Below are 13,579 nucleotides of genomic sequence, written 5' to 3'. Positions count from 1 at the left end.
GCAGGATGGATGAAGCTAAAGATGAGTGCACAAGAATATCAACGCATGCAGGCCTATGCCCGTATTGCCAAGCAAGTGGATTTTATTGAAGGGGTAACTCCAGAGGGGGTGGTGTTGGTCAGGCTGGGGCTGATTTGCACCGTGTACTTCCGCAATGGCGGGCAGCGGGATATGGGCTACAAGGTATTAGGTTGCTTCGACCGTTTTGTCGAGCAGTTTGGCGAGCATCTACAAGGCCAGTTTCATAGCCTAAGTGGCCGCAGTTTTACCAGCCTGCGGAAAGACAGCATTGTGAAGGCTAGGGTGAAGCTCCAAGAAATGATAGAGGAAGGGGCGATGTTTTCTTGGGATTTACAAAGTGAAAAAACGGCGGAGGTGGCGGCTGAATACCATATCGAGACGCTGACTAGCAATATTGACCATGATCCTGAGTGGCTGTCCTATTTGAAGATCACATTGCCATGGCAGTTGTTGGAAGAGCCGGATGGTGAGCAGCGATTCAAGGACTGGGTACGTTACTTGTGCGAAACGCTGGATGTGGACCAAGGCTACGCTGGCTTGGCCTGCAATCTTCCCTATGACTACCACCAATTCCAGCCTTATGAATTCCAGATGGCACAGAGATATAGCGGCCTAATGGTGGACCCGGCTCCACATTTGGATAAGGCGGCTTTAGAGGATGGCATCAAAGGCGTCAACTGGCTGACGCTGCTGGGTCCTCGCTATATCGAGCAGCTGGGAGGTATGGCCGCACTCAAGCAGCAACTTCAGTTACCCGATGTCAGCGTGCAGGAAACCGATAACGGCAGATTGATGGTTCAGGCGGGCGTGTTGCCGGATGTCGGCGCACCGGAAGATGGCCATCCGCCGGCCTATGTGGCGGTGAACCGGGTGCTCAAGCGGGTGCGGGTGCCTCATCCGGATCAACTTCATACCTGCATGGACGATGCGGAGGGCTTCACCAAGGCCAATACCTTGGTGTGGTATGCGCGATTTGACGATGCGATGCCGGCGGTAAACCTGCCCTCTCCTGTGCCGGCTGGAGGCTTGCGCTGCGAAGCCGGGCTGCCTTGCCCGGAAAGCGGGATCTGGTGGACACCGGCGAAAGACAGCTCGCATCAACACTTTAAGAAAGGGGACCTCATGCCGGATTTCCCTGGATCCAGTTATGGCAGCACGATCTGGTATCGAGAACCGGCCCCCGACGCAAGATGAGTGCAGAGATGTGGGGCGTGCTGGTGGCCATGCTGGCGGGGGCTTTGGGTAAGCGCTAATCCAACGATTGGAGATCGTATTGTGGGAGATGTCCGGATAGAAACAGTGGCGCAGCTACAAGCTCATCTTAAGCAGTTGTTGAGCCTGGACGATGACAGCTTTACTGCTACTGGAACGCAGACGATTTGTTTTGTTGACATGCCTGTAAAAAAATTATTGGCGCTCTTCAAGGACAGGCAAGGCCCGCTGGGATGGGAGAAAGTAGGAATGGAATGGGCCTACTCTAATAAAGAGCGTAATGTAAGCTTTTATATCAGGGGGGTTGGGTCTAACTCGTTGCTTATTTCCACTGTTATGACGCTACATAACAAATATCTAACGCGATTTGGTGGTGGCGTAGTGGATGAAAATATAAATGAGCAGCAACTAAGGTATCTGAACGCCTATGGCTGTATTCTCAATCAGGCGGATTACATTGATGGCGTAAGCCCGGAAGGCGAGGCGCTGGTTAAACTGGGTTTGATTTGCACCGTGTATTTCCGTAATGGCGGGCAGCGGGATGTCGGTTACAAAGTCTTGGGCTGTTTTGACCGCTTTGTCGAACAGTTCGGCCCGCACCTAAAAGGGCAGTTTCATGACTTTAGTGGAAGAGGGTTCACCTCTCTGCGCAAAGCCAGTATCACGAAAGCTAAAGAAAAACTGTCCGGATTAGTAGACGATGGGGCCATGTTTTTCTGGATTCTGCAAAGCGAAAAAAATGGTGAGTTGCCCGCTGAGTACGCCATCAAGGCGATGACCTGCAATATTGATCATGACTCCGAGTGGTTGTCCTATCTGAAAATCACATTGCCATGGCAGTTGCTGGAAGAGCCGGATGGCGAGCAACAGTTCAAGGACTGGGTGCGTTATCTGTGCGAAACCTTGGATGTGGACCAAGGCTATGCGGGTCTGGCCTGCAATCTTCCCTATGACTACCACCAATTCCAGCCTTATGAGTTCCAGATGGCACAGCGTTATAGCGGCTTGATGGTGGACTCTGCACCTTACCTGGATAAGGCGGCTTTAGAGGATGGCATCAAAGGCGTCAACTGGCTGACGTTGCTGGGCCCTCGTTATATCGAGCAGCTGGGCGGCATGGCCGTGCTCAAGCAGCAGCTCCAGTTGCCCGATGTCAGCGTGCAGGAAACCGATAACGGCAGATTGATGATTCAGGCAGGCGTGTTGCCGGATGTCGGCGTTCAGGAATACGGCCATCCGCCGGCCTATGTGGCGGTGAACCGAGTGCTCAAATCGATCCGCGTGCCAAACCCCGATCAGTTGCATAGCTGCATGGACGATGCGGAGGGTTTCACCAAGGCCAATACCTTGGCGTGGTATGCGCGTTTTGACGATGCGACTCCGGTGGCAAGCCTGTCTCCTTCCACGCCGGCCGGTGAGTTGTGGCGTAAAGCTGGGCAGGCCAGCCCGATTCCATCAAACCAAATGATGAGAGATGCCCAAGCACCCTCGCACAAGCAAGCCTATGCCCGTATTGCCAAGCAAGTGGACTTCATTGAAGGGGTAACCCCTGAAGGCCAGGTGCTGGTCCGGCTGGGGCTGATGTGCACCGTGTACTTCCGCAAGGGCGGGCAGCGGGACATCGGCTACAAGGTGCTCGGCTGCTTCGACCGTTTTACTGAGCAGTTTGGCGAGCATCTGCAAGGACAGTTTCATAGCTTGAGTGGATGTAGCTTCACGAGCCTCCGCAAAGGTAGTATCAAGAAGGCCAAAGAGAAGCTCCAGGAACGTGTGGATGATGGGGGGCCATTTTCTTGGGATTTGCAAAGCGAGAAGAATGGCGAACGGGCTGCCGAATACTCCATCCAGGCAATGACGGCACACCCCGAAAGCGATCCTTATGGCGTGTTGTCTTACGTCAAAATCGTGCTGCCATGGCAGTTGCTGGAAACCCCTGACGGCGAGCAGCGGTTCAAGGACTGGGTTCGTTATTTGTGCGAGACGCTGGATATTGACCATGGTTATGCCGGGCTCGCTTGCACGCTTCCCTATGATCGCCATCAGTTTCAGCCTTATGAATTCCAGATGGCGCAGCGTTATAGCGGACTGATGGTGGATTCCGCCCCCCACATGGACCTGACTGAGTTGAGAGATGGCATCAAAGGCGTCAACTGGCTGACGTTGCTGGGCCCTCGTTATATCGAGCAGCTGGGCGGCATGGCCGTGCTCAAGCAGCAGCTTCAGTTGCCCGATGTCAGCGTGCAGGAAACCGATAACGGCAGATTGATGATTCAGGCGGGCGTGTTGCCGGATGTCGGCGCTCAGGAAGACGGCCATCCGCCGGCCTATGTGGCGGTGAACCGGGTGCTCAAGCGGGTGCGGGTGCCTCATCCGGATCAACTGCATACCTGCATGGACGATGCGGAGGGCTTCACCAAGGCCAATACCTTGGCGTGGTATGCGCGTTTTGACGATGCGACGCCGGTGCTCAGCCCACCCCCTCACGCTCCGGCCGGTGCTTGAGCGGCGAGGCCGGGCTTCCCTAGATCAAGTTATGGCAGCACACTGTCCGGTATCGGCAGCGCGAGTAGCGGTGATCATTAGGCTTAGCTTGTAGGCGCAGTATTAATACGAAAAATGCGAAAGACAGTAAATGAATGCACGAGTGGATTTGAATAATCAGGATGTCACCTGGGAGACAAAAGAGCTTGTTGCGGACCCGGCTCGCTTGCTGGCGAGAATGCGGAGCGCGGGTTTGCCCTTGCAGGATGGCGTTGCCGGGGAGGTGGAGGGCGAGTCCGACGGCAGCAAGATCACGGCCTTGGTGGCGGTCAGCGCGGACCGTTTGGCGGCGATTGTCGCGTCGCCAAGCGGCTTGGTATACCGGCTGGAGCCGGAGATTATTGAGCAGGAGTGGTGGTCGTTTGCCGCTCGGTATTACTACATCGTGACGGGCAATCTGGCGGATCGGCAATTGCTGGCCGAGCATGCCGGCGTTGAGCTCAGCGCCGTCAAGGGTAAAACGATTTCCAGGAAGAAGCTGGCCGAGCCTTCCGGACTGACTCTGGACCAGTTGTTGGATCAGGCATGCCCGGAACTGGCGCAACGGCAAGAATCGTTATTTGATTGATGGTTTTGGCTGTAACAGCATAGTCGGCAACGCCGCAGCGCCCGCTGCGGCGTTTTCACATCTACATCACCTCGGATATCTGCGTGAAGCCGGTCAGCAGTTCCTGGCGGATAGGTTCCAGCAGGGCGGCGATCTGTTCGCAATGAATTTGCTTGTCCTCTGGGCAGGCCAACAGCAGTGTCATGATTGCGTGCAGGCTTTGGTTGGCGGAGTGGATATGGACAATGCCCCGGATCAGGCCTTCATCGGCGAGGAGGTAGTACTTCTCCAGGTTTTGGGCGAGTGCGTAGAGGGTGTCCTGGTCGGCAGTGGCGAGACGCAGCAGTTTGATCTGCTCGTGCATGTTCTGCAGCAAGGACTGTTCCCGTTTGACGGCCGGGGCGTTCATATCCGTCCCTCCATGATGACCGGGGTGATACGGCGGTGGGGCTGACGGTAGATATTCAATATATTCACTATGGCCTCCACAAACATTTGCTTAAGGAAGCCTGCGCGGCACGCACGGAAGGCGTGGGCAGGCTCATGACAAAGTGGGAGGACCGGAACGTTCCACGGCAGCCCCTTAGGGGCTCAGTGCCATGAGCCCGCCCGGTGGTGGCAGACGCATGAGCACATAGCGAATCGCAGCCAAGCGATTTGCTAAGAAACGTTCAGAACGGGCCTCCCAGCCCATGGCTGCGTTATTTGGCGCAGCGCATGGGCAGAGTAAGGGGGGCAAGGCCCAGCGTCAAGGCGGCGGCGGGCCGGGGTGGGGATTACAGCAGAAAGCCGCCCTTTACGGGCGGCTTTTGGCGTTGCAGCGCCGCGGCGCGGCGATCACTTGCCGGTTCTAAGAAGGTGTTTACGATCTTGCGAGCTAGAGCGAGACAGGGCGTTGCGGCTAAGAAAGCGGAATGTAGCTCCGGTACATGAGCATTTCGGAGCGGTGCCACCGTGTCACGTCTCACGACGCGCAGCAGATCGTCAATAGGTTCTAAGCCGCGTTCATGGCGGCGCCGGCCGGGGCCGTCACGGCGCCCAGGTCCTGGATGATGTCGTCAATCAGGCGGTCCAGCCGCTGGCTGTCGTGGTGGTGGGGCGTGGTGATCAGGTGGGCCGCGCCGCCGGATCTGGCCAGGCCGTGTTTGTTGCATACCGGTTCAGACGGGCTGGGGAACACCACGGTGATGGAGTTTTTGCAGCGCCAAGCCTGGATGCCGGCGGACTGGAAACGGTCTATCGCGTATTGGGCCATGTCCAGGCAATGGCGCACTTTGCGGCGCCATTCCGCCAGCGGCCGGCTCTTGATGGCCGCCCACAACATCATGGGGGTGTGACCGTTGCGGGAGCCGCTGATGGTTTGGTCGTTGGCGGAGATGTAGTCAATTTCCACGGAGATGCGCGACACATTGCTGCGTTTGGCCAGCACGATGCCGCACGGCATGGGCGACCCTATCATCTTGTGGCCGGACACGCTGATGGAGTCGATGCCGTCGGCGAAGGAGTAAGGCTGCGGGCTGTCGACAAAGGGCAGGATCATGCCGCTGAGCGCGGCGTCCGCGTGCAGGTAGTAGTCCCGCCGCGGGATGCCGGCCTTAGCCAGCTTGTCCTGGATGACGCCGATGTCGTCCACGGCGCCTTTCATGGTGGTGCCGACGTTGACGAAGACGATGGGGTGGCGTTCCTGGTCTTGCTGGATTTTGGCCACCAGGTCGTCGTAGTCGATTTCGCCGCTGGGCAGGGAATCCACCGCGCGGGATTTGATGCGCAGCAGCTTGATGATTTTGGCCACGGAGTAGTGACTGTCCTTGGAGTAGTACAGGGTGGCGTCCGGGAACAGTTCGCGGGCGAGGTAGCAGCCGAACATATTGCCTTCGGTGCCGCCGTTGGTCACGTAGCCCCAGCTTTGGTCAAAGGGGATGTGGAACAGTTCGGCGAAGAAGTGCATGACTTCGCGTTCGAAGTCGAAGGAATTCAGCAGGTAGTTGCTGCTTTCGTTCCAGTCGCCGCAGTTGTTGATGGAGAAGCGCAGGAAGCGGTGCAAGGGGGCGTAGTCGAAGTCGGCTGACTCTGGATAAGCGAGATTGAAATATTGGTGTTGCAAGCAGTACTGCCAAAAAGATTCGATACGGTTTTGGTCAAGTTGGGACAGCGACATGGGTGACTCCGTGGTTTCTCAGAACCTGTTCACGATCCGCTGCGCGGCGACGGGATAGTTTAGACAGGGCGTTGAGAACGCTTTCGAAATGCTCATGCACTCTGCGCACATTCCGCTTTCTCGGCTGTTCTCGCCTTGTCTTGGCTTGTCTTGCAAGCAAGATCGTGAATGGGTTCTTGGTGGGTGGGTATTGCTGGTGTTTTTCCTTGTTGGCTGGGCGTGGGTTGGCGCCCGGTTTTGTCTGTTTTAGGGTTTTGTTAGTGGTTTTTAGTGCGTGTTTACGCTCTGGCGAGCAAGGGCGAGACAAGGCGTTGCGGCTGAGGAAGCGGCATGCACTCGTGGCGCATGAGCATTTCGAAGCCGTACTCACCGTGGGGCGTCTCACGACGCGCGGCAGGTCGTAAACCGGTTCTAAGGGCCGGTTCTGCGCGCCGGCCGCGGCCATTCTTCAAGCGCCCGCTTGCCGCGCGTCCAGCAGCGCTTCCCAGCCCGCCAGGGTGGGGGAGCGGCTCAGTTCTTCCGTGCGCACGGGGATGCCGCGGGCGTTGAGCTCCGCGGCCAGCGTCATCAGGCGCAGGGAATCCAGGCCGTAATACATCAGGTTTTCCGTGGGGTTCAGTTCCCCGTCTTCCGCCAGCAGCTGCCGCAGCCGGCCATGCAGCCATTGGCGCGGGTTGGCGGCTTTTGCTTGAGGCGCGCCGCCGGCTTGCGGCGGGGTGGTGCTGATTGCTTTTTCATTCGTCATGACGATTTCACCTGGATCATTGCATCACGCTAAAAATGTAAATTATAATCATTCGCATTTAGAGATGCCATATGGAGATGGAAGAAATGCAAGAAATCCATTTGTCAATTTTCATGGGTGCGCAATGAGAGAGCTGACTTCAATGCAGGCGGCCTGCTGGATGGGCCGGGGCGATCATTCCGATCTGGGTGGCGTCTCTGCGCATTTGTATGCGGAGTTCGACGGCCAGGCCATTGAGCTGCCGCGTTTGGTGGCCGCGCTGGTCCGGCTGGGCCGCGAGCACGCCATGCTGCGCGCCTGCGTAACGGCGGACGGCATGCAGGCGCTGGCGGCGGCGGACAAAGCGCCCCATCTGGAGGTGGAGGATTTCACCGCCTTGGAGGGCGAGGCGCTGGCGCAGCGCCTGGAAGCCAAGCGCCAGCAGTGGACTCATCAGCGGCTTGACCTGGCAACCGGTCAAGCCGTTCGTTTTTCCATCAGCCTGTTTGGCGCGGGCGATAGCCGGCTGCATGTGGACGCGGACATGATCGCCGTGGACCCGTCCAGCTTCCGCGTGTTGATGGAGGATTTGGCGCTGTTTTACGAATCCCCGGACGCGGAGACGCCGCCCACGCCGTCCTTCTTTGAGTGGTGCGACCGGGCGCGGGACGAGCCCTGGCTCAAGGCGGCCCGGGAGCGGGACCGCGATTGGTGGCGCGCGCAGTTGGCCGATATCGCGCCGGCGCCGTCCTTGCCGCGCCGGGAGGGGCCGGCGGGCGCGGCGTCCAGCCAGCGCTTGTGCGCCTGGCTGGCGCCGGAGCAACGCCAGGCTTTGCGGCGGCTGGCCAAGGCGCAACGGCTGACGCTGTCCGGCCTGATGCTGGGCGTGTTCGCCCAGGCTTTGGGCGCGGCCACCGGGGACAGGCGCTTCCGGTTGAATGTGCCGGTGTTCTGGCGGCCGCCGCTGTTGGAGGGCGCGGAGCGCATCATCGGGGAGTTCGCCAATCTGGTGTTGCTGGATGTGGATTTGGACGCGGCGCCGACTTTGGGCGCGCTGTGCCGAAACCTGGCCGCGCAGTTGCTGGAGCGCGCCGGCCATTGCGCTTATCCGGGCGTCAACCTGATGCGGGATTTGTCCCGCCATCACCGTTCGCCGCAGATCGCGCCGGTGGTGTTCACCGCGGCGCTGGACATGCCGGGCGGGGAGCTGTTCTCGGAGCGGGTGCGGCGCGCCTTCGGCGCGATGAACTGGGTGATTTCGCAGGGGCCGCAGGTGGCCTTGGACGCGCAGATCGTCAGCGCGGACGGCGGGGTGTTGATCAATTGGGACATCCGCCTGGACGCCTTGCCGCAAGACTGGATCACGCAGCTGTTCAACGATTTCGTGGCCCTGGCCACCGCCGTGGCGGCGGACCCGGCCGCGCTGGAGCGCCCGCTGGCGCAGCCGGAGGCGGAAACGCCGCTGTCGGTGTTGCAGCAGGCGTATCTATTAGGCCGCACCGCGCAGCTGCCGCTGGGCGGGGTGGCGATGCAGGAGTTCCGCGAATACCACGGGACGATGGACCCGGCGCTGCTGCGCGCCCGGCTGGGCGAGATGGCGCGGCGTCACGATTGCCTGCGCACGGTGATAGACGTCACGCGTTTACGGCAGCGGGTCCGCGCGCAGCCGCGGGTGAATCTGCGGGAGGTGGATTTGCGCGCCTTGTCGCCGGCGGCGGCCCAGGAGCGGGTGGCGGCGGCGCGCGAGGATTACGCCCACGCGCTGTTTGATCTGGAGCACGCGCCTTGGGAGCTGACGCTGTTCCTGCTGCCGGACGACAGCTTGACGGTGTTTGCGCGTTTTGATGCCTTGATTGTTGACGGCCGTTCCATCGCCGCGCTGATGCTGGAGCTGTTCCAGGGCGTGGCGGAGCCGAGCAGGCCGGCTGCCGCCGCGGCGGCCGAGGCGTCCGCTGAAGCCCGCAAGGCGGATGCGCTGTATTGGAAAAACAAGCTGGCCGATTGCGGCGGCGCGCCGCGGCTGCCTTGGCGCAAGCCCTTGGATCAATTGGGCGTGGCGCGCTATGAGCGGCAAAGCCTGACGGTGAGCGCGGAGCGTTTCGAGCGGCTGGGCAAGCTGGGCAATGGGCAGCGCTTTTTCAAGAACACCACGGTGATGGCGCTGGTGTTGGAGGTGTTGTCGCACTGGCTGGACGAGGGCGGCTTGTGCGTGGCGGTGCCGGTGGCGCCGCTGCCGTCCGGCGGTTTCTCCAACCGTTCCAGCTTTATCGCGGTCACGTGGCAGGCGGGGCTGGACAGCCTGGCCGAGCGCGGCCGCCGCTTGCAGGCGGACGTGATGGAGGGCTTGCAGCACCTGGCCTTCTCCGGCGTGGACCTGGCGCGGATGCTGTTTGAGAGCCATGGCCCCGGCCCGGCGCTGCCGGTGGTGGTGACCAATGGCTTGTCGTGGCCGGTGGCGGCGGACGGCGCCATGCGCCAGATCGGCGGGCTGACCCAGACGCCGCAGGTGGCGATGGATCTGCGCTTTTCCGCGCGGGCGGACGGCGCGCTGGTGTTTGACATCGATTACGCCCGCGACGCGCTGGAACCGGCTCTGGTGGGCGCGGTGCTGAGCGCGCTGGAGCGGGCCATCGAGCAGGTGACGGACAGCGGCGTGTTCGAGGCGCCGGCCGGCCGGGTGCTGGATTACGGCCATTACCGGCTGAACAGCGTGGAGGCCGAGGCGCGGCGCGAGAATTTCCTCGGCCGCATCGCCGCCCATATCTTCGACCCGGACAACGCCCGGGTGGCGCTGATCAGCGGTCAGCGGCGGATACGCTACGGCGAGCTGGGCGAGGCGGTGTCCCGGGCGATGGCGGCGCTGAAGGCGCGCGGCGTCAGCGCCGGCCAGGTGGTGGCGGTGTGCCTGCCGCGCAGCCCGGAACACACCATCGTCACCCTGGCGTGCGCCTTCAGCGGCGTGGTGTGGGTGCCGATAGACGCGGCCTCCCCGGAGGAGCGGCTGCGTTATTTGCTGGACAACTGCCGGCCGGACTTGGTGGTGGCGGCCCAGCCGCTGCCGACGGAGCATGCGCGGGCCACGCCGGAGCAACTGCTGGCCGAGGCCGCGCCGCTGGCTGCGCGCGGCGGCTGGCAGGCGCTGTCGCTGGGCGAGACGCCGGCGTATTACCTGTACACCTCGGGCACCACCGGCAAGCCCAAGTGCGTGGTGTTGTGCAACCGGGCCACGGCCAATGTCATCGGGGCCACGCTGGAGCATTGGCAGGTGACGCAGCGCGACGTGTGCATGTCGGTGACGCCGCTGCACCACGATATGTCGGTGTTCGACGTGCTGGGCAGCCTGACTGCCGGCGCCACGCTGGTGTTGCCGGAGGCGGGCGAGGAGAAGGACGCGGTGCGCTGGAACCAGCTGGTGGACGAGCACGGGGTCACGCTGTGGTGCACGGTGCCGGCCATGCTGGAGATGTTGCTGTCTTGCCGGCGGGAAGGCGGGCTGCAAAGCCTGCGGCTGGTGGCCCAGGGCGGGGATTACATCAAGCCGTCCATCATCGCGGACTTGCGCGCTGTTCTGCCGGCGGCGCGGCTGCTGTCCTTGGGCGGGCCGACGGAAACCACGATCTGGAGCATCTGGCACGACATCGTCGCGGAGGACAGCGCCAAGGTGCCCTATGGCCGGCCGCTGCCCGGCAACCGCTATTGGCTGCTGAACGAGCGCGGCGAGCATTGCCCGGCCGGCGTGGCCGGACGCATTCACACCGCCGGCGTCAATCTGGCGCTGGGCTATCTGGAAAACGGCGAGCTGACCCAGCACGACTTCGTCACGGTGCGCGACGAGGCCGGCCAGCAGGCGCGGGCCTTCCGCACCAGCGATTGCGGCCGTTACCGGCCGGACGGGGTGATGATGTTCGACAGCCGGGTCAATGGCTACGTCAAGGTGCGCGGCGTGCGGGTGTCGCTGCCGGACATCGAGATGGAGCTGATCAAGCATCCGGCGCTGGCCCATGTGCTGGTGGTGGATGTGGGCGACGAGCGGCAGGGGGAGTTGGGCATCGGCGCGCTCTACGTGGCCAAGCCCGGCGCGGAGGCGAGCGCGGCGGATCTGCGCGAGCATGCGCGCCGCGTCCTGCCGCAATCCCATGTGCCCACGCGTTTCTTACAGGTGGCGCAACTGCCCTTGTCGCAAAACGGCAAGCCGGACCGCCGCGGCGCGCGCGCGCTGTTGCAGGCGCCGGCCCATGCCCCGGCCCCGGAGCGCGTGGCGGCGCCCACCGTTGTCGAGGCGCCGGCCGCGGCGACGCGGCACCGGCGCCCGGTGCTGGATATTTATCTGGGCGTGCTGGGGCGTTCCTATCAGGAGCTGGCCGACGAGCTGCTGGACTTCAGCAGCATGGGCTTGCTGCCCCAGCATCTGAAAGCCATTGCAGCGCGCCTGCGGGAAACCTTCGCCGTCGAGCTGTCGCCCGGTCAGCTGCTGCGTTGCCGCAATGTGGCGGATGTGGAGCGTTTGCTGGCGGCTGGCCAGCCTTAAGGGCTTGTTCACGATTTTTTAAGGGCAGGCAATGCCAAGGCATTGAATCCGCTGCGCGGATGATGGTTTGCATTGCCGGGGCTGCCCGGCGGGCAGGAAGGGGAATTTGCTCGGCCAAATTCCCCTTCACCCCAAAGGCCGCCCTGCAAGCCTGGCCTGCGGCTTCCCGCCGGGTCCCGTCAGGCCCGAGGCGCGGCTGAACTCGCACCGCGCTAACGTCGCGGTGCTCGAACAAGCAGCCGCTTAAAACCTCGGGCCTGCCACCCGACGGCAGGCTTGAAGGGAGTTGGGGCGCGTCGGGCACGTGGTTTTCTTCGCGCCGAGCAAGCTGAGTCCCGTTGGACTTGGTAGTGCAAAAGATCGTGGACAAGTTCTAAACACTTTTACCCCGGGGCGGCGATCCCGCCCTGGGGACAATCGATAGAACCTTTGATAGAACCTTGGGAGTTTTTCGCATATGGAAATGGCGAACGTAGATGTTGCCGGCGTCGGCATCGGGCCGTTCAATCTGGGCTTGGCGGCTTTGTTGTCGCGTCACTCGGATATCAAAGGGGTGTTTCTGGAGCGCAAGCCGGCGTTTCGCTGGCATGAGGGTTTGCTGTTGCCGGGCACCACGCTGCAAGTGCCGTTCCTGGCCGATCTGGTCACGCTGGCGGACCCCACGCATCCGCTCAGCTATCTGAACTATCTGCACCAGCATGACCGCCTTTACCAGTTCTACTACTACGACAACACCCTGGTGCCGCGCATCGAATACGACGACTACTGCCGCTGGGCCGCGCAGCAGCTGCCGGCCTGCCGCTTTGGCGAGGAGGTGCGGGACGTGGCTTACGACGCGGACGCGGGGCGTTTCGTGGTGGACAGCGAGTCCGCGTCGGGCGGGATGCGCCGCTACGCCGGCCGCGATCTGGTGGTGGGGGTGGGCACTTCGCCATGGCTGCCGGCGTGGGCGCGCGCCAGCCGCCACCCGCGGGTGATCCATTCCGCCCAGTTCATTCCCAATCAGCAGGCTTTGTCGCAGTGCCGGCGCGTCACCGTGATCGGCTCCGGCCAGAGCGCAGCGGAGTGCGTGCTGGCGCTGTTCCGCGAGCTGAGCCCGGAGCAGGCGGCGGCCGGGGCGTCCATCCAGTGGATCACGCGCGCGCCGGGCTTTCACCCGATGGAGTTTTCCAAGCTGGGGCAGGAGTGTTTCACCCCGGCTTATATGCAGTACTTCCACAGCATCCCGCGCGAGAAGCGCCGCGAGGTGGTGGCCGGCCAGGGCCTGCTGTACAAGGGCATCAGCTTCTCCACCATCGGCGATATTTTCGATCTGCTCTACGAGCGTTCGATAGGCGGCCGCGAGCCGGGCCTGAAGCTGTATTCCAATTGCGATGTGGAGGCGCTGGAGGAGCAGGGCGCGGACGGCGTGCTGCGCATGACTTGCCATCACCGGCAGCTGGGCCAGCGTTGCCAGCTGGAGACGGACGCCATCGTCGCGGCCACCGGTTACGCCCACGCCTGGCCGCAGTGGTTTGAGCGCTTGAAGGAGACGGTACTGGAGGTGGACGCGCAGGGCGATTGCATCGTGGAGGAGGATTTCACCGCCCGCCGCCGCGATCAGGGGCCGGGCCGGGTGTTTGTGCAGAACGCGGAGATTTTCCAGCACGGGGTGGGCTCGCCTGACCTGGGCATAGGTCCGATCCGCAACGCGGCCATCATCAATCAGTTGCTGGGTCAGCCGCGTTATCGCCTGCCGCAACGTTCGGCGTTCCAGCATTATGGGCTGCCGCAGGGCTAGGTTCGAAACCGGCCGGTGGGTATCGCTGCGCTCCACCCACCCTACGAAGGCTGCTTGTCGCGGTAGGG

Annotated in this window: 8 protein-coding genes; 5 read left to right on the top strand and 3 right to left on the bottom strand. The window is 62.1% G+C overall.

What is annotated here, in order from left to right:
* The first annotated feature begins 21 nt into the window (after nucleotides 1–21).
* The 3 genes from ACODSD_RS22225 (at nucleotide 22) to ACODSD_RS22215 (ending at nucleotide 4,342) form a co-directional block, all read left to right on the top strand.
* Complete coding sequence (locus tag ACODSD_RS22225; RefSeq protein ID WP_488878353.1) at nucleotides 22–1,215, top strand: type VI immunity family protein; 1,194 nt, start codon at nucleotides 22–24, stop codon at nucleotides 1,213–1,215.
* 105 nt (nucleotides 1,216–1,320) lie between these two features.
* Nucleotides 1,321–3,735, top strand: coding sequence for a type VI immunity family protein (locus ACODSD_RS22220; RefSeq protein ID WP_488878352.1), 2,415 nt, complete (start codon nucleotides 1,321–1,323; stop codon nucleotides 3,733–3,735).
* A gap of 130 nt (nucleotides 3,736–3,865) precedes the next feature.
* Nucleotides 3,866–4,342, top strand: a complete 477-nt coding sequence (locus ACODSD_RS22215) for a hypothetical protein (RefSeq protein ID WP_146176754.1) — start codon at nucleotides 3,866–3,868, stop codon at nucleotides 4,340–4,342.
* Nucleotides 4,343–4,403: 61 nt separating this feature from the next.
* Here ACODSD_RS22215 and ACODSD_RS22210 read toward each other — a convergent pair whose 3' ends face one another.
* The 3 genes from ACODSD_RS22210 to ACODSD_RS22200 all read right to left on the bottom strand — a co-directional run bounded on the left by ACODSD_RS22210 (nucleotide 4,404) and on the right by ACODSD_RS22200 (nucleotide 7,224).
* Entirely contained in the window at nucleotides 4,404–4,730 is a 327-nt protein-coding gene (locus tag ACODSD_RS22210; RefSeq protein WP_107801082.1) for a hypothetical protein, read from the bottom strand.
* Between the two features lie 585 nt (nucleotides 4,731–5,315).
* Nucleotides 5,316–6,479, bottom strand: a complete 1,164-nt coding sequence (locus tag ACODSD_RS22205) for a histidine decarboxylase (protein ID WP_227106163.1) — start codon at nucleotides 6,477–6,479, stop codon at nucleotides 5,316–5,318.
* A 448-nt stretch (nucleotides 6,480–6,927) separates the two neighbouring features.
* Nucleotides 6,928–7,224, bottom strand: coding sequence for a phosphopantetheine-binding protein (locus ACODSD_RS22200; protein ID WP_488878351.1), 297 nt, complete (start codon nucleotides 7,222–7,224; stop codon nucleotides 6,928–6,930).
* 124 nt (nucleotides 7,225–7,348) lie between these two features.
* Here ACODSD_RS22200 and ACODSD_RS22195 point away from each other — a divergent pair, with 124 nt between their 5' ends.
* Nucleotides 7,349–11,731 carry an amino acid adenylation domain-containing protein gene (locus tag ACODSD_RS22195; protein ID WP_488878350.1) on the top strand — a complete coding sequence of 1,461 codons (4,383 nt, stop codon included), beginning with the start codon at nucleotides 7,349–7,351 and terminating at the stop codon, nucleotides 11,729–11,731.
* Between the two features lie 463 nt (nucleotides 11,732–12,194).
* Entirely contained in the window at nucleotides 12,195–13,511 is a 1,317-nt protein-coding gene (gene basC / locus ACODSD_RS22190) for a putative histamine N-monooxygenase (RefSeq protein WP_488878349.1), read from the top strand.
* Nucleotides 13,512–13,579: the final 68 nt, after the last annotated feature.

It is taken from the genome of Chromobacterium sp. FG22 (assembly GCF_057809415.1).
This window is presented reverse-complemented; position numbering and strand designations above follow the sequence as displayed.

What these genes read in the sequence shown, in the direction of transcription:
- ACODSD_RS22215 (WP_146176754.1), top strand. Translation starts at nt 3,866, where the DNA reads ATGAATGCACGAGTGGATTTGAATAATCAGGATGTCACCTGGGAGACA.
- ACODSD_RS22195 (WP_488878350.1), top strand. Translation starts at nt 7,349, where the DNA reads ATGAGAGAGCTGACTTCAATGCAGGCGGCCTGCTGGATGGGCCGGGGC.
- ACODSD_RS22200 (WP_488878351.1), bottom strand. Translation starts at nt 7,224, where the DNA reads ATGACGAATGAAAAAGCAATCAGCACCACCCCGCCGCAAGCCGGCGGC.
- ACODSD_RS22225 (WP_488878353.1), top strand. Translation starts at nt 22, where the DNA reads ATGAGTGCACAAGAATATCAACGCATGCAGGCCTATGCCCGTATTGCC.
- ACODSD_RS22210 (WP_107801082.1), bottom strand. Translation starts at nt 4,730, where the DNA reads ATGAACGCCCCGGCCGTCAAACGGGAACAGTCCTTGCTGCAGAACATG.
- ACODSD_RS22205 (WP_227106163.1), bottom strand. Translation starts at nt 6,479, where the DNA reads ATGTCGCTGTCCCAACTTGACCAAAACCGTATCGAATCTTTTTGGCAG.
- basC (WP_488878349.1), top strand. Translation starts at nt 12,195, where the DNA reads ATGGCGAACGTAGATGTTGCCGGCGTCGGCATCGGGCCGTTCAATCTG.